The sequence below is a fragment of the Actinoplanes sp. NPDC051388 genome, from assembly GCF_055586225.1.
The window spans coordinates 36059-51250 of the sequence record NZ_JBVJIP010000004.1 but is presented as its reverse complement, the minus strand read 5'-3'; the positions used below and the strand labels follow the sequence as shown (position 1 = coordinate 51250).

At 74.3% G+C, this 15192-nt stretch carries 16 protein-coding genes; 12 read left to right on the top strand and 4 right to left on the bottom strand.

Annotated features, from left to right (window positions below; all coding sequences use genetic code 11):
* The first annotated feature begins 35 nt into the window (after positions 1–35).
* A complete protein-coding gene (locus ACZ6TI_RS12150) occupies positions 36–953 on the top strand; it encodes a manganese catalase (protein ID WP_465345055.1) in 918 nt (305 codons plus the stop codon).
* A 3-nt stretch (positions 954–956) separates the two neighbouring features.
* Here ACZ6TI_RS12150 and ACZ6TI_RS12145 read toward each other — a convergent pair whose 3' ends face one another.
* From ACZ6TI_RS12145 to ACZ6TI_RS12135, 3 genes are read right to left on the bottom strand one after another with little or no spacing between them, the layout of a single operon-like run.
* Complete coding sequence (locus tag ACZ6TI_RS12145; protein WP_465345054.1) at positions 957–1199, bottom strand: hypothetical protein; 243 nt, start codon at positions 1197–1199, stop codon at positions 957–959.
* The gene (locus ACZ6TI_RS12140) at positions 1196–2173 is read right to left on the bottom strand and encodes a methyltransferase (RefSeq protein WP_465345053.1); all 978 of its coding nucleotides are present in this window, start codon (positions 2171–2173) and stop codon (positions 1196–1198) included. The genes ACZ6TI_RS12145 and ACZ6TI_RS12140 overlap by 4 nt, the downstream gene beginning before the upstream one ends.
* A 42-nt stretch (positions 2174–2215) precedes the next feature.
* Positions 2216–2506, bottom strand: a complete 291-nt coding sequence (locus ACZ6TI_RS12135) for a hypothetical protein (RefSeq protein WP_465345052.1) — start codon at positions 2504–2506, stop codon at positions 2216–2218.
* Here ACZ6TI_RS12135 and ACZ6TI_RS12130 point away from each other — a divergent pair.
* Entirely contained in the window at positions 2478–2891 is a 414-nt protein-coding gene (locus tag ACZ6TI_RS12130) for a CBS domain-containing protein (RefSeq protein WP_465345051.1), read from the top strand. The two genes, ACZ6TI_RS12135 and ACZ6TI_RS12130, sit on opposite strands and share 29 nt — an antisense overlap.
* A 2-nt stretch (positions 2892–2893) precedes the next feature.
* The gene (locus ACZ6TI_RS12125) at positions 2894–3628 is read left to right on the top strand and encodes a hypothetical protein (protein ID WP_465345050.1); all 735 of its coding nucleotides are present in this window, start codon (positions 2894–2896) and stop codon (positions 3626–3628) included.
* A gap of 25 nt (positions 3629–3653) precedes the next feature.
* On the opposite strand, the gene ACZ6TI_RS12120 is transcribed toward ACZ6TI_RS12125, so the two are convergent.
* Positions 3654–5060, bottom strand: coding sequence for an aldehyde dehydrogenase family protein (locus ACZ6TI_RS12120; RefSeq protein ID WP_465345049.1), 1407 nt, complete (start codon positions 5058–5060; stop codon positions 3654–3656).
* A 142-nt stretch (positions 5061–5202) separates the two neighbouring features.
* On the opposite strand from ACZ6TI_RS12120, the gene ACZ6TI_RS12115 reads away from it, so the two are divergent.
* The 9 genes from ACZ6TI_RS12115 to ACZ6TI_RS12075 are packed head-to-tail and all read left to right on the top strand — an operon-like array spanning position 5203 to position 15142.
* Complete coding sequence (locus ACZ6TI_RS12115; protein ID WP_465345048.1) at positions 5203–6846, top strand: carbamoyltransferase family protein; 1644 nt, start codon at positions 5203–5205, stop codon at positions 6844–6846.
* Positions 6843–7853, top strand: coding sequence for a glycosyltransferase (locus ACZ6TI_RS12110; RefSeq protein WP_465345047.1), 1011 nt, complete (start codon positions 6843–6845; stop codon positions 7851–7853). Before ACZ6TI_RS12115 ends, ACZ6TI_RS12110 begins: the two co-directional genes overlap by 4 nt.
* Complete coding sequence (locus tag ACZ6TI_RS12105; RefSeq protein WP_465345046.1) at positions 7850–9403, top strand: HAD-IIIA family hydrolase; 1554 nt, start codon at positions 7850–7852, stop codon at positions 9401–9403. Before ACZ6TI_RS12110 ends, ACZ6TI_RS12105 begins: the two co-directional genes overlap by 4 nt.
* Positions 9400–10329 carry a glycosyltransferase gene (locus ACZ6TI_RS12100; protein WP_465345045.1) on the top strand — a complete coding sequence of 310 codons (930 nt, stop codon included), beginning with the start codon at positions 9400–9402 and terminating at the stop codon, positions 10327–10329. Before ACZ6TI_RS12105 ends, ACZ6TI_RS12100 begins: the two co-directional genes overlap by 4 nt.
* Positions 10314–11522: a glycosyltransferase gene (locus ACZ6TI_RS12095; RefSeq protein ID WP_465345044.1), complete on the top strand. Its 1209-nt coding sequence runs from the start codon at positions 10314–10316 to the stop codon at positions 11520–11522. The genes ACZ6TI_RS12100 and ACZ6TI_RS12095 overlap by 16 nt, the downstream gene beginning before the upstream one ends.
* Positions 11519–12133: a D-sedoheptulose-7-phosphate isomerase gene (locus ACZ6TI_RS12090; RefSeq protein ID WP_465345043.1), complete on the top strand. Its 615-nt coding sequence runs from the start codon at positions 11519–11521 to the stop codon at positions 12131–12133. Before ACZ6TI_RS12095 ends, ACZ6TI_RS12090 begins: the two co-directional genes overlap by 4 nt.
* Positions 12130–13509 carry a PfkB family carbohydrate kinase gene (locus ACZ6TI_RS12085; protein ID WP_465345042.1) on the top strand — a complete coding sequence of 460 codons (1380 nt, stop codon included), beginning with the start codon at positions 12130–12132 and terminating at the stop codon, positions 13507–13509. Before ACZ6TI_RS12090 ends, ACZ6TI_RS12085 begins: the two co-directional genes overlap by 4 nt.
* The gene (locus ACZ6TI_RS12080) at positions 13506–14180 is read left to right on the top strand and encodes an SDR family oxidoreductase (protein WP_465345041.1); all 675 of its coding nucleotides are present in this window, start codon (positions 13506–13508) and stop codon (positions 14178–14180) included. The genes ACZ6TI_RS12085 and ACZ6TI_RS12080 overlap by 4 nt, the downstream gene beginning before the upstream one ends.
* On the top strand, positions 14177–15142 hold the full coding sequence (locus ACZ6TI_RS12075) for a glycosyltransferase family 9 protein (RefSeq protein WP_465345040.1): 966 nt from the start codon (positions 14177–14179) through the stop codon (positions 15140–15142). Before ACZ6TI_RS12080 ends, ACZ6TI_RS12075 begins: the two co-directional genes overlap by 4 nt.
* Positions 15143–15192: the final 50 nt, after the last annotated feature.

The following is a 15192-nucleotide window of genomic DNA, read 5'->3' as shown; positions in this document are numbered from 1 at the left end:
ACCGTCGTGCCCATCCCGTCAGCATGGAGGCTCTGATGTTCAAGCACGTCGATTACCTGCAGTTCCAGGCCAAGCCGGAGAAGCCGGACGCCCTGCTCGCCGCGAAGATGCAAGAGCTCGTCGGCGGTCAGTTCGGGGAGATGACCGTGATGATGCAGTACCTGTGGCAGGGCTGGTCGTGCCGGGTCCCGGGCAAGTACAAGGACATGATCATGGACATCGCGACCGAGGAGATCGGCCACGTCGAGATGCTCACGACCATGCTGGCCCGGCTGCTCGAGGGCGCGCCCGGAGAGGCGACCGAGAAGGCAGCGGCCGCGAACCCGCTGCTGGCCGCCGTGCTCGGCGGCATGAACCCGCAGCACGCCATCGTCACCGGCGGCGGCGCGCTGCCGCGCGACGCGGCGGGTGTGCCGTGGAACGCCGGCTACATCGTCGCCAGCGGGAACCTGCTGAGCGACTTCCGGTCCAACGTCGCCGCCGAGGCGCAGAGCCGGCTGATGACCAGCCGGGTCTACAACATGACCGACGACCGCGGGGTCAAGGACATGCTGCAGTTCAACCTGGCCCGGGACACCTGGCACCAGCAGCAGTGGCTGCTCGGCATCGAGCAGCTGATCGCCGACGGCTTCACCGAGACCGGCATCGAGGACTCCAACGGCGAGGACGAGAACCAGGACGCCAACCACACCTTCTACAGCTTCGATCCGGAGAGCACGGCGGGTGAGGGCCGCTGGGCGCAGGGCCCGACCCTGGTCGGTGGCAAGGAGATCGTGTACGTGCCGGACGCGCAGCCGCTGACCGACGACAAGCCACTCGGGCCGGCGCCGGACCCCAAGTTGTTCGTGACCTACGACGGCGCGATGGGCAAGGGCAAGCCGGGCACCGGGGCGGGAGCCCACGCCCAGGGCGTCGCCAACGTCGTCAACAAGATCAAGGGCGCGCTCGACTGACGATCATCGCGCTCGGGAGCGAGGCCGGCCCCGCTCCCGAGCGCGCCGCAGGTGGTTGCAGATCTCGATGGACAGCGGCCGGTCCGGGACGCCGACGTGGACGCGGCTCTGCCCGCGCACCGACTCGGGGAGGGCGCCCAGCACCTTGCCGGCCAGCGGCGCGTTCTCGCCGCCGGCCGGATCGAGGAGCAGGAACTCCTCCTCGACGCCCAGGGTGTGGCCGCTGACCTGCCCCGGAGCGCTCACTGCGGACGGGTCGCGGTCAGCACCACGATCGCGACCCGTTCGGCGTGCTGGTAGGCGTCGTCCAACTCCTCGCTGTACACGTCGGGATCCACCTCGCGGTAGGTCCACGTCAGACCGGTGCCGGCCAGCCGGCGCTGTGCGGCTTCGCGGAGCGGATCCCGTCCTTCGACGACGCCCGTTCCGCTGAACAGCACCAGCGAACCGCCCGGCGCCAGCCGCTGCGTCGCGGCGTCGAGGACCGCGAGGGAGAGTGCGTTCCCGTGCGGTCCGCCGCCGTCGCGGTAGGTGCGCCGGGCCGGGTCGATCATGAACGGTGGGTTGGAGATGATCAGGTCGAAGGCGCCGTCCACGCCGTCCAGCAGGTCGCTGTGGCAGAGCCGGACCTGCCCGGCGCCGGCCAGCTCGGCGTTGATCCGGGCGTACCGCAGGGCGGTGTCGTTGATGTCGACACCGATGACCTCGGCCTGCGGCGCCCGCTTGGCGACGGCGATCGCCCCGGCCGCGGTGCCGCAACCGATGTCCACGGCCCGGCGGACCGGCGTCGCCCGCGCTCTGACGTGCGCGACCGCGGCGTCGGCCATCCGGTACGTGTCCGGGCCGAGGAAGACGGCGTCGGCGGCTGCCGTGGGGAAGGCGGAGTGCAGGAACAGCTCGTCGTCGTAGGAGGAGAACCGGACCCGGCTCCGCCAGCCGTCACCGTGGCGCTCGAGGGCGCCGGCGTCGTCGAGCAAGGTCATCAGGTCGTCCGGCAGCACTCCGGCCCGGAACGGCCGGCTCCAGCCGAGGACGTCGCGCACGTCGGTCGCCCAGGCGTTCTCGGGACGCCGGTTGATTCGCTCGTGGGTGGCCGGGGTGACCGTGGTGAACCGGTAGCCGAGATCCTGAAGTGCCCGGCCGAGTCGAAGAAGTGCCTGGTCGGCCGGGGCTTCGAGCTGCGCGGATGCGGCCGGTGCGGCCGTGCCGGTCGTCGTCATGGCGGCCGCTTTCCCCGCCGCACGCCGCCTATTCGTCATCCATCAGAAATCGGTGGAACGCCGCTGCGACGACCACGCCGCACGGCTGGAACCGTTCGCGCGCAGATATCCCTCCTCGAGGTCGTCATCACCTGCGAGGGCGAGACCGCGCTGCAGCTCGACTGGTTGCGCACGCGGATGAAGCAGGCCGCTCCGCAGGCCCTGGTCGTGGCCGACTGAGCTCACATTGGCAGGTCCGACCGCGCTTAGCGGCGCCGTGGCGGGGTAGGCGGCGGTTACCACCGAGAGAAAGGAAGGCTGACCGATGACCACCGCCCGCGAGATCATGAGCACCGATGTCACCTGCGTGGGGGAGAAGGAGACTCTGGCCGATGCGAGCCGGAAGATGGCCGACCTGGACGTCGGGTCGCTGCCGATCTGCGGCGAGGACAACCGGCTCAAGGGGATGATCACCGACCGCGACATCGTGCTGAAGGCGGTCGCCCAGGGTCGTGACCCCGGCCAGGTGACGGCCGCCGAGCTGGCACAGGGCAAGCCGGTCACGATCGGCGCCGACGACGAGGTCGCCGAGGTCCTCAGCACCATGTCCAAGCACCAGGTGCGCCGCCTGCCGGTGATCGACGGACATCAGCTCGTCGGCATCGTCGCCCTCGCCGATGTGGCCAAGGCCCTGCCGGACCGGCCGGTCGGCGACCTGATCGACGCCCTCACCCGCTGATCGTGGTGAACGCGGCCGCGCTCGTGCTGGCCGCCGGTGGGACGGCCGCGCTCCTCGTCCGGCTGGCGCATTCGCGCCATCGCCGGTCGCTGCACCCCGACGGTCGCTCGTTCGCCGGCGAGTTGCGGGTGGACGGCCTCGACGTGCCGGTCGGCTCGGACCTGATCGACCGGCCCGGCCGTTATCCGGTCACCGTCCGGGTCTCCAAGGGGATCGGAACCCGGCCGGGCCGCCGGGACATCCGGGGAGTGGCGATCCGGGTGGACGGCGCGGATCTGCTGCTGTCCAGTGTGGGCGGCGGTCGCCTCACCTCCTATCTGCCCGCGCCGCGGAGCAGCTTCGACACGCGGTACGGCACGATCACCGCCTACCGCACGGGCACCGGCCGCAAGGTGCGCCTCGCGGCCGGTCCGGATCCGGGCGGGGTGCCGCTCGGCCGGACACTCGAATCCGTCGTGGCCGCGGCCGGGACCGGACGCGGGCGGCTGGTGCTGTACGCCGAGCACGACGGCACCACCCGCGCGTTCGGCCTTGTCGTCCTGGGATCCGCCCTCCCGCCCGCGGAGGACGCCGCGCTGGCCTTCGACCCGGTCCGCCGCTCGACGCCGGGGCTGCATCCGAGCGGCGCGGTCCACGGCGTCCGGGCGTTCGCCTATCGGCTCAGCCAGCGATGGCGGGGAGCGACGCCGGCCCCACCCGATCCGGCCGCGGTGGCCCGCACGGTGGAGCACCGCTGACCTCCCGGCGGCCGGGAAGTAGACGTCACCAGCCGGTCGGCGGGGCCTGCAGGTGCACGGCCTTCGTGACGGTCAGTTCGTCGAGCAGCTCGGGCCCGTACCCGAAGCCGTCTCCGCTGCCGCGACGCGGCTGCGCGGCACCACCCGGAGCGCCGCCGAAGACCGCGTTGATCTTCACGGTCCCCACCGGCAGCTCCCGCCAGGCCTGCTGGGCGTGGCTCATCGAGGCGGTGAGCACGGTCGCGGCCAGGCCGAACGGGGAGTCCGTGGCCCGGCTCAGAGCCTCCTCGAAGGACTCCACCACCACGACCGGCGCCACCGGGCCGAACGTCTCCTCGCGGACCACCCGCATCGCGTCCGTGCAGCCCGTGAGGACCGTCGGCGGGTAGTGCGCGCCGGGCCCGTCCGGAACCGTGCCACCGGTCAGCGCCGTCGCCCCCGCGTCGATCGCCTCGCCGACCTGGGCGTGCACCTCGTCGCGCAGCCGCCGGTCGACCAGCGGGCCGATGTCCGTGGCCCACTTCTCCGCCTCGGTGACCAGCGCGGCCAGGAACGGTTCGGCGAGGTCACGGTGCACGTAGACGCGTTCCACCGACGTGCAGATCTGGCCGGAGTTCGCATAGGCGCCCAGCGCGGTCTGCTGAGCCGCCCAGGCCGGGTCGACGTCGGCGTCCACGATCAGCGCGTCGCTTCCGCCGTTCTCGAGGAGCGCCTTCGCCCCGGTGCGCGCGCAGGCCGCCGCGATCGCCCGGCCGGTCGCCGTCGAACCGACGTGCGCGACGACGTCCACCTCGGCGCCGGCCAGCGCCGCACCCACCTCGCCGTCGCCGCTGAGCAGCGAAAACACCCCGTCCGGAAAATGCGGGGCGAGGATCTGCGCGAGACGCCACCCGGTGCCGGGGGTACGCTCCGACGGCTTCGACACGACGGTGTTGCCGGTGACCAGTGCCGCGCCCAGCAGCCCGCAGGAGACGGCGACGGGGTCGTTCCACGGGGTGATCACCGCGACGACGCCCCGCGGGCCGAACGCCATCAGGTCCACCGCCTCGTGATCCCCGGCCAGGGCCTGGCCGCGATGCACCGGGCCTAGTTCGGCGTACTGGCGCAGGGTGCCGACGCCGGCGGCGATCGAGCCGGCCGCCTCGTCGACCGGCTTGCCCATCTCGGCGGACATCACCGCGGCCAGATCGTCGGTGGCCGCCTCGACGGCGTCCGCCGCCGCGCGCAGACAGGCCCCGCGTGCTCCCGGAGCGGTCCGCGCCCAGCCGGGCAGCGCGGCTCGCGCACCCGCTACGGCGGCGGTCACGTCGGCCGCCGAGGCGATGGAGACGCGGCTCACATCCGCGCCGTCCGACGGGTCCAAAATGGTCAGGTGACGGTCGCCGGAGCCCGTCGTCCAGGCCCCGGCAATGAGGTGTCCCACTTCCAGCATGGCGCGTAGTTTCCCCCCGGCAAGGACCGCAAACGCGCCCGCCGGACGTCAATAGCCGCAGTTCAGCGAGCCTTCTGAAGAAGTCCTATAGAAGTCGGTGATCTTTAGAATAAGACGTTGATCGTCGGGTACTCGGCCCGCCATGCGAGTCCTCGGTATCAATGCGATCTTCCACGATCCGGCCGCCGCACTGGTCGTCGACGGGCGCGTCGTGGCCGCCGCGGAAGAGGAGCGGTTCAGCCGCCGCAAGCACGGCAAGCGGCCGGTCGCGTTCTCCGCGTGGGAGCTGCCCGAACTGGCCGCCGCCTGGTGTCTCGAGTCCGCCGGACTGAGCCCCGGCGACCTGGACGCGGTCGCCTACTCCTTCGACCCGGCGCTCTGCCAGACCGCCGCTGAGCTGGGGCTCGGCGACCCCTGGGACCACCTGCGCGTCGACTACGCGCGCCGTGCCCCGCAGTTCCTCGCCACCGCGCTGCCCGGGCTCGACCCGGCACAGGTCCGCTTCGTCCCGCACCACGTCGCCCATGCCGCGTCCGCGGGCCTGGCGGTCGGCACCGACGCCGCCGTGCTGGTCCTCGACGGCCGCGGCGAGGCGGCCAGCCATCTGTCCGGCGTCTATCGCGACGGCGCCCTGGAGATCCTGGCCGGGCAGCGGCTGCCGCACTCGCTCGGGCTGCTCTATGAAGATCTGACCCGCCACCTGGGCTTTCAGCATTCGAGTGACGAATACAAGGTAATGGCGCTCGCCTCGTACGGAACGCCCCGATTCCTCGGCATGATGCGGGATCTGGTCCGGGCCGGCGAGGACGGCGGATTCACCGTCGAGCGCATCGACTGGGGCGCGCTGGCCAAGCCGCGCAGCGCCGACGGCGAGATGACCGAGGCGCACATGGACCTCGCCGCGAGCGTCCAGGTGCGGCTCGAGGAGGTGCTGCTGGACCTGGCGCGCTGGACGTACGCCGCCGCCGACGGGCCGTCGGTGCTGACGATGGCCGGCGGCACGGCGCTGAACTGCGTGGCCAACGCCCGCATCGCCGCCGAGGGACCGTTCGACCGGGTCTGGGTGCAGCCCGCCGCCGGGGACTCCGGCACGGCCCTCGGTGCCGCGCTGCACGTCGCCCGCACGGCCGGGCCGCTGACCCCGTTCGCCGGCGCCGACCTGGGCCGCGGGTGGAGCGACGACGAACTGGAGGCCGAGCTGCGCCGGGCCGCCCTGCCGTACACGCGGCCGGAGTCGATCGCCGCCGAGGCGGCCCGGGTGCTCGCCGCGAACGGCATCGTGGCCTGGTATCAGGGCCGCAGCGAGTACGGCCCGCGGGCGCTGGGCCACCGTTCGCTGCTGGCCCACCCCGGTGACCCGGACACCACCGCGCGGATGAACGACGTCAAGGGCCGCGAACAGTTCCGCCCGATCGCGCCGATGGTCCGCGCGGAACGCTTCGCCGACGTCTTCGACGGGGTCTACCCGAGCCCGTACATGCTCTTCGTGCACACCGTGAAGCCGGGCTGGCGCGACCGCATCCCGGCCGTCGTGCACGTCGACGGCACCGCGCGGGTGCAGACCGTGCACGCGGACACCGAGCCGCTGGTCGCAGCGATGCTCGGCGAGTTCGAGCGGCTCACCGGCCTGCCCGTGGTGGTCAACACGTCGCTGAACACGGCGGGGCGGCCGATGGTCGACACCCCGCGCGAGGCGATGGAGCTCTTCGGCTCGGCGCCGGTCGATCTGCTCGCGATCGGGCCGTTCGCCGTGCACCGCGCGAACGCGTTCGGCGGTGACCGGTGACGGCGCCGGGCATCTCGATCGTCATCCCCACGCTCGGCCGGCCCAGCCTGTTCGCCCTGCTCGACGTCCTGCTGGCGGGCCCGCGCCCGGCCGCTCCGGTCGAGGTTCTGGTCGTGGACGACCGCGGCGCCGAGCTGCATCTGCCCGCCGGTGTCCGACTGCTGGCGGGCCGCGCGGCGGGGCCGGCCGCCGCCCGCAACGTCGGCTGGCGTGCCGCCCGATACGACTGGGTGGCCTTCCTCGACGACGACGTGCTGCCGGACCCGGACTGGCTGCTCCGGCTGGCCGACGACCTGGCCGCGACGAGCTCCGGTGGGGTGCAGGGCAACCTGCGGGTGCCGCTGCCGCCGGGACGCCGCCCGACGGACTGGGAGCGGGCCACCGCCGCGCTGGCCGACGGCGAATGGATCACCGCCGACATGGCATATCGGCGAACGGCTCTGGCGGCGGCCGGCGGATTCGACGAACGGCTGCCGCGGGCCTTTCGCGAGGACGCCGAGCTGGCCTACCGCGTACGCCGGGCCGGCTGGTCGTTGGAACGGGGGACCCGGACCGTCACGCACCCGGTCCGGCCGGAGAGCCGCTGGGTCAGCGTCCGCACACAGCGGGGCAACGCCGACGACGCCCTGTTGCGGCGGATCTACGGCCCGGACTGGCGCCGCAAGCTCGGCGTGCCGGCCGGTCGGCGGCATCGCCACGCGGCCGTCACGCTCGCCGCGGCGGTCGCTGCCGGATGCGTCGCCACGGCGGGCCTGACCGGACGCCGGGGCTGGCTCGGCGCCGGGGCGGTCGCGGCAGCGCTCTGGGCGCTGGGCACCGCCGAGTTCGCCGCGGCCCGGATCGCCCCCGGACCGCGGGACCGGCGCGAGGTGACGACGATGCTGCTGACCAGCGCCGCCATTCCGCCGCTGGCGACCGCGCACTGGCTGCGGGGCCGGCTCCGGGCGCTCGACGGCAACGCACCCCGGCCGCAGTCCGGGCGGTTGCTCGCCGAGGTCGCCCGGTGACGCGTCTCTTCGATGCGGTGCTCTTCGACCGGGACGGCACCCTCATCGCGGACGTTCCCTACAACGGGGATCCGGCCTTGGTCACCGCGATGCCCGGGGCCCGGGGGGCACTCGACCGGCTGCGGGCCGCCGGGCTGCGCCTGGGCGTCGTCACAAACCAGTCGGGCCTGGCCCGCGGCAGGTTCACGGCGGACCAGCTGACCCGGGTCGACGCCCGGGTCGAAGAGCTGCTCGGCCCGTTCGACACCTGGCAGATCTGCCCGCACGACGACACCGCCGGCTGCGCCTGCCGCAAACCGGCGCCGGGGCTGATCGTGGCCGCGGCGACCGCGCTCGGGACGGCCCCGCACCGGTGTGTCGTGGTCGGCGACATCGGGCGCGACATGGTCGCCGCCGCCGCTGCCGGAGCCGACGGCGTCCTGGTGCCGACCCCGGTGACCCGGCCGGCGGAGGTGGCCGCCGCCGCGACGGTCGCCGGCGACCTGACCGCGGCCGTCGACGTGATCCTGGGCCGGGAGAGCCTGGTCGCCGCCGGGCCCCGCCCGCGGGCCGGCACGGTCCTGGTCGCCCGGTCCGATTCGATGGGCGACGTCCTGCTCGCCGGGCCGGCCGTCCGGGCGGTGGCGGCCGGCGCCGACCGGGTGGTCCTGCTGTGCGGCCCGCGCGGCCGGGCGGCCGCCGAACTGCTGCCCGGCGTCGACCGGGTGCTGTCCTGGCCGCTGCCGTGGATCGACGCCCGTCCGGCCGCGGTCGACGCCGCCGACATCCACGCCCTGACCGCCGCTCTGTCCGAGGTGGAGGCCGACGAGGCGGTCGTCCTCACCTCGTTCCATCAGTCGCCGCTGCCGCTCGCCCTGCTGCTGCGCCTGGCCGGGGTGCCCCGGATCACGGCGATCAGCGAGGACTACCCCGGGTCGTTGCTCGACGTGCGGCACCGGGTGCCGCCGGGTCTGCCCGAGGCTGAACGGGCGCGCAGTGTGGCCGCGGCGGCGGGCTTCGCTCTGCCGCCCGGTGACGACGGGCGGATGCGGGTCGACGCGCGCCCGTCCCGGCTCGGTGGCTACGTCGTCGTCCATCCCGGCGGGGCCGCGCCGGCCCGCACCTGCCCACCGGAACTGGTCCGCCGGATCGTCTCGGCGCTGACCGCGTCCGGGCATCGGGTGCTGGTCACGACCGGGCCGGACGACCCCGCACCGGGCGTCGGCGGCGAACCGGCCGGTCCGACCACGCTGGCCGGCCTGGCCGCGCTGATCGCCGGCGCCGACTGCCTGATCACCGGCAACACCGGCCCGGCGCACCTGGCGGCCGCGGTCGGCACGCCGGTGGTCAGCCTCTACGCGCCGACCGTCCCGTTCGGACAGTGGGGGCCCTATCGGGTGCCGCACGTCCGGCTGGGCGACGCCGCCGCGCCCTGCCGGGACAGCCGCGCGACGACCTGTCCCGTGCCCGGGCACCCGTGCCTGTCCGCCATCGATCCCGCCGAGGTCGTCGCCGCGGTCCGCCTGCTCGGCGGCGCCGCCCCGGCCCTGACCCAGGAGTACGCCGCGTGAACATCCTGCTGTGGCACGTCCACGGTTCCTGGACGACGTCGTTCGTGCAGGGCAAGCACCGCTATCTCGTGCCGGTGAACGCGCAGCGCGACACCTGGGGGAGAGGCCGCGCCCGCACCTTCGACTGGCCACCCACCGTCGAGGAGGTCGACCTGGCGCAGGTGCGGGACGTCGACGTGGTGATCCTGCAACGACCCGAGGAACTCGACCGGGTCGGCGGCATCCGGGCGCCGAAGATCTACGTCGAGCACAACACCCCGCGCGGCGACGTGCCGGACACCCGGCACCCGCTCGCCGACCGCGACGACGTGATCATCGCGCACGTCACCCACTTCAACGACCTGTTCTGGGACGTCGGCGCGACCCGGACCACGGTGATCGAGCACGGCATCGTCGCGCCGGCGGCCCGCTGGACCGGCGAACTCGACCGGCTCGCGGTGGTCACCAACGAACCGGTGCGCCGCGGCCGGGTCACCGGCACCGATCTGTTCCCCCGGTTCGCCGCGGTAGCCCCGCTGGACGTCTTCGGGATGGGCGTGACCGGCCTGGCGAGCGACCGGATCACCGTGCACGACGACCCACCGCAGGCGGCCATGCACGCCGAGGTCGCCCGGCGCCGCGCCTACCTGCACCTGTGCCGGTGGACCTCGCTCGGGCTGAGCCTGATCGAGGCCATGCAGATGGGCATGCCCGTCATCGGCCTGGCCACCACGGAGGCCGTCGCCGCCGTACCGGACGACGCCGGGGTGCTCGCCACCCGCACCGAAACCCTCGTCGAAGCAGCCCGCTGGCTGATCGACGATCCCGCATCCGCCCGCAGCCTCGGCGAACGGGCCCGTCAGGTCGCCCTGGCCCGCTACGGCCTGGACCGGTTCCTCGCGGACTGGGACCGCTTGTTGGAGGACGAGACATGCGCATCGCGATGATCTCCGAGCACGCCAGCCCCCTGGCCGCGCTCGGCAGCACCGACGCCGGAGGCCAGAACGTGCACGTCGCGGAGCTGTCCGCGGCGCTCGCCGCGCAGGGCCACGACGTGCGGGTCTACACCCGGCGCGACGACCCGGCGCCGGCGGTCACCGTCCGGACCGGCGACTACCTGGTCGTCAACGTCCCGGCCGGGCCACCCGAGCCCGTGCCCCGCGACGAGCTTCTTCCGTACATGGAGGCGTTCGGCACGTGGGTCGCCGGTGAGTGGTCGCGCGGCTGGCGGCCCGAGGTGGTGCACGCACACTTCTGGATGAGCGGGCTCGCCGCGGTCAGCGCCGTCCGCGATCTCGACATCCCGATCGTGCAGACCTTCCACGCGCTCGGCTCGGTGAAACGGCGCCACCAGGGCGCCGCCGACACCAGCCCGGAGCACCGCGTCGGATACGAGCGGGCGCTGGGCCGGCGGGTCGACCGGGTCATCGTGCAGTGCCAGGACGAGATCGGCGAGTTGCTGCGGCTCGGCGTGCCGCGGTCCGCCATGACGCTGGTGCCCTCCGGCGTCGACAGCGAGCGGTTCACCCCCGACGGCGACGCCGAACCCCGGTCCGGCCGGCGGCGCATCCTCAGTGTCGGCCGGCTGGTCGAGCGCAAGGGCTTCGAGGACCTGATCGCGGCGCTGCCGCTCGTTCCCGACGCCGAGTGCGTCATCGTCGGCGGCGGGGCGCAGGACGAGCCGTACGCCCGGCGCCTGCGCGAGCACGCCGAGCGCTGCGGGGTCGGCGACCGGGTGCGGCTGGCCGGCCGGGTGGGCGCGGCGGACATGCCCCGGTGGTACCGCTCGGCCGACGTGGTGGTCGCCGCGCCCTGGTACGAGCCGTTCGGCCTGACGCCGCTGGAGGCGATGGCGTGCGGTGTCCCCGTGGTGGCCACGGCCGTCGGCGGGCTGACCGACACCGTCGTCGACCGCGTCACCGGCGAGCTCGTGCCGCCTCGCGACCCGTACGCCCTGGGCACCACGCTGCGCAAACTGCTCGCCGACGACGTGCGCCTGTTCTCCTATGCGGCGGCCGCCACGGACCGGGCCCGGCTGTCGTACTCGTGGCGCCGGATCGCCACCCTGCTGGCCGGCGCCTACCGGTCCGTGACCGGCGTGGATGTGGCCGGGGACCCGGCTCAGGAGGCGGTCGCGTGATGTCCCAGCAGTCCCCCCTGGACCGTCACGTCGGCGCGATGGCCGCGGCACTGGCGCCGTACCGGTCGGCGGCCGAGCCGCTGGCCCGCTGGGGCCGGGAACTCGCCTGGCATCTCGGCCGTGGCGGCCGGTTGCTGGTCGCGGGCAACGGCGGCAGCGCGGCCGAAGCCCAGCATCTGGCCGCCGAACTGGTCGGACGCCTGCGCGACGAACGGGCGCCGCTGTCCGCCATCGCCCTGAACACCGACTCGTCGGCGGTCACCGCGATCGCCAACGACTACGGCTTCGACGAGGTCTTCGCACGCCAGGTGCGCGGCCACGGCCGTCCCGGCGACGTGCTGCTCGTGCTCACCACCAGTGGGCGCAGCGCCAACCTGGTGGCCGCCGTGCGGGCGGCCGCGGAGACGCGGATGCGCACCTGGGCCCTGACCGGCGCGGAACCCGGCCCGGTGGGCGACGCCTGCGACGAGGTCCTGCGCTGCCCGTCGCCGGACAGCCAGGTCGTGCAGGAGCTGCACCTGATCTCGGCGCACCTGCTCTGCGAATACGTCGACCTGGAACTCGCGGCGGTCCGCGCCGCGGTCCCCGACTCCCTGGGGGTGCCCGCATGAACCGCCCACTGCTGGTCGTCGTCGGCGACACCCTGCTGGACCGCGACGTCGAGGGCAGCGTGCACCGGATCGCTCCGGACGCCCCGGCCCCGGTGCTCGACGAGGAGTCCACCCTGGACCGCCCCGGCGGCGCCGGGCTGGCCGCGGTCCTGGCCGCCGGTGACGGCTGCGACGTGGCGCTGGTGACCGCGCTGTCCGACGACGACGGCGGCGCCCGGCTCAGCCACCTGCTCGGCGCCGCCGGCGTCCAGGTCTTCCCGATCCCGTTGCCCGGCGCCACCCCGGAGAAGATCCGGCTGCGCGCCGCCGGTCAGGTGCTGCTGCGTCTCGACCGCGGCGGCACCGAGCCCACGCCGCCGGGGGAGCCGTCCGCGGCCGCGCTCGAGGTGCTGGGCCGTGCCTCGGCGATCCTGGTCAGCGACTACGGCCGGGGCGTGACCCGCCTGCCACGGCTGCGCGAGGCCCTGGAGAACGCCCGGGCGCCGATCGTCTGGGACCCGCACCCGAAGGGGCCGGCGCCGGTCCGCGGTGTCCGCCTGGTCACCCCGAACGAGTCCGAGGTCCGGCTGTTCAGCGGCGACGCCGGCGGGGGAGCGGCGCTGTCCACCGCCCGCCGCGCCGGCTACCTGCTGCGGCAGCGCTGGCAGGCCGACGCGGTCGCGGTGACCTGCGGGCCGCGGGGCGCGGTGCTCTGCCACGCCGGACCTACACCGCTGGTCGTCCCGGCGCCGTCCGAAGCCGACGGTGACACCTGCGGGGCCGGCGACCGCTTCGCCGCCTCGGCCGCGCTCGCCCTGGCCGGCGGCGCCCTGGTCTCCGAGGCCGTGCAGGCGGCGGTGTCGGCGGCCACGGCGTTCGTCGCCGGCGACCGGAACACCGCCCGGCCGGAACCGGCCGCCGAACCGGAGAACGTCGGCGAGCTGCTCGCTCGGGTGCGGGCCGGCGGCGGCACCGTGGTCGCCACCGGAGGCTGTTTCGACCTGCTGCACGTCGGTCACCTCGCCACGCTGCGAGCCGCCCGCAGCCTCGGCGACTGCCTGGTCGTCTGCCTCAACTCCGACGATTCGGTGCGCCGGCTCAAGGGCCCCGAACGGCCCCTGACCACCGAGCAGGACCGCCGCCGGATGCTCGAAGCCCTGCAGTGCGTCGACGCCGTCGTCGTCTTCGACGAGCCCACCCCGGAGGCGACGCTGACCTGGCTGCGGCCGGACGTCTGGGTCAAGGGCGGCGACTACGCCGACGGCGGCCCGGGGCTGCCCGAGGCCGGGATCGTCGAACGCTGGGGCGGCCAGACCGTCATCGTGCCCTACCTCAGTGGACGTTCCACCACCAACACCATCGCGGCCGTCCGCGGCCGACAGGAGGAGATGTCATGAAGGTGCTCGTCACCGGTGGATCGAGCGGTCTGGGCGCCGCGGTCGTGGACGCCGTCACCAAGGCCGGCGGAACCGCGTACGTGATCGACCGGCAGCCCCCGCGGGACGGTGTGGCCTGGGTCGAGTGCGACCTGGCGGACACCCGGGCGGCGGAGGAGGCCACCCGGCGGGTGATCGGCATGGCCGGCGGCCTCGACGGCGTGGTCACCGCCGCCGGCGTGGACGTGCCCGGCGCGCTCGTCGACATCCCGGCCGAGGTCTGGGAACGGATCGTCACCATCGACCTGTTCGCCACCGCGGCCGTCATCCGTGCGGCGATCCCCGCCCTGAAGGAGTCGCACGGAACCGCCGTCACCGTCTCGTCGACCCTCGGCGTGAAGGCGGTCGGCGACGCGACCGCGTACTGTGCCGCCAAGTTCGGGGTGGTCGGCTTCACCCGCTCGCTCGCCGCCGAGCTGGCCGGCCAGGTCGGCGTCACGCTGGTCATCCCCGGCGGGATGCGGACCCGGTTCTTCGACGACCGCGACGATCAGTACAAGCCCGGCCCGGACGCGATCCTCAACGACCCGGCGAACGTCGCCGCGGCGATCCTGTTCGCGCTCGGGCAGCCGGCCGGGTGTGCCGTCCGGGAGCTGGTGGTCGCCGCCGAGACCGAGACGTCGTACCCGTGATCCTGGTTCTGCGCGCCCTCGGGCTCGGCGATCTCGCCACCGCGGTGCCCGCCCTGCGCGGGCTGCGCGCCGCGTTCCCCGGCGAGACGCTGGCCCTGGCCGCATCGGCCGCGCTGACCCCGCTGATCGACCTGATCGGCGGCATCGATCGCGTGGTCGACACGACCGGGCTGGGTGCGCCGATCTCCGGCGTCGACCCTCCGCGGCTGGCGGTCAACTTGCACGGCAGCGGTCCCGAGTCGCACCGGCTGCTGGCCGCCACCGAACCGGGCGAACTGTGGGCCTACGCCAACGCGGATGCCGGGCACTCCGCCGGTCCCCGCTGGGCGGCGGACGATCACGAGGTGCATCGCTGGGTCCGCCTGCTGGGCCATCACGGCGTGCCCGCCGACTCCGGCGATCTGTCGCTGGCGATTCCGCCGCGCCCGGCCCGGCCCGGGCTGACCGTCATCCATCCGGGCGCGAAGTCACCGTCGCGGCGCTGGCCGGCCGAGCGCTACGCGCACGTCGCCAAAACCCTGGCCGCCGCGGGCCATCATCCGGTGGTCACCGGCTCGGCCGGCGAGACCGATCTCGCGGTACGGGTGACCCGGCTCGCCGGCCTGCCCCCGAGCGCCGCCCTGGCCGGCCGCACCGGAGTCGGCGAGCTGGCCGCGATCGTCGCCCACGCCCGGCTGGTGATCAGCGGCGACACCGGCATCGCCCACCTGGCCACCGCCTACGGAACACCGTCGGTGGTGCTGTTCGGCCCGATGCCGCCCAGCCGCTGGGGGCCGCCGCCGGATCGGCGCCACCACCACGCCATCTGGCACGGCGTCCGGGCCGAACCCGGCGACGCGCCCGGCCCGGCCGTGCACCCGGCCCTGCTGAAGATCACCGCCGCCGAGGTCCTGGCCGCCGCGGCCCGGGCAGGCCGTGGCCGGCCGTTCGGGAAAGGCGTTTCGGTCCGCGGCGGCGGTTGACTGCGACTACTCTGGTTCTCGGGTCAAGCCGTGTGCCCGTCAGTGTCCTG

Excerpts from the sequence above, each read along its gene's own strand:
- ACZ6TI_RS12150 (WP_465345055.1), top strand. The coding sequence starts at position 36 with ATGTTCAAGCACGTCGATTACCTGCAGTTCCAGGCCAAGCCGGAGAAG.
- ACZ6TI_RS12140 (WP_465345053.1), bottom strand. The coding sequence starts at position 2,173 with ATGACGACGACCGGCACGGCCGCACCGGCCGCATCCGCGCAGCTCGAA.
- ACZ6TI_RS12130 (WP_465345051.1), top strand. The coding sequence starts at position 2,478 with ATGACCACCGCCCGCGAGATCATGAGCACCGATGTCACCTGCGTGGGG.
- ACZ6TI_RS12120 (WP_465345049.1), bottom strand. The coding sequence starts at position 5,060 with ATGCTGGAAGTGGGACACCTCATTGCCGGGGCCTGGACGACGGGCTCC.
- ACZ6TI_RS12115 (WP_465345048.1), top strand. The coding sequence starts at position 5,203 with ATGCGAGTCCTCGGTATCAATGCGATCTTCCACGATCCGGCCGCCGCA.
- ACZ6TI_RS12095 (WP_465345044.1), top strand. The coding sequence starts at position 10,314 with ATGCGCATCGCGATGATCTCCGAGCACGCCAGCCCCCTGGCCGCGCTC.
- ACZ6TI_RS12085 (WP_465345042.1), top strand. The coding sequence starts at position 12,130 with ATGAACCGCCCACTGCTGGTCGTCGTCGGCGACACCCTGCTGGACCGC.
- ACZ6TI_RS12080 (WP_465345041.1), top strand. The coding sequence starts at position 13,506 with ATGAAGGTGCTCGTCACCGGTGGATCGAGCGGTCTGGGCGCCGCGGTC.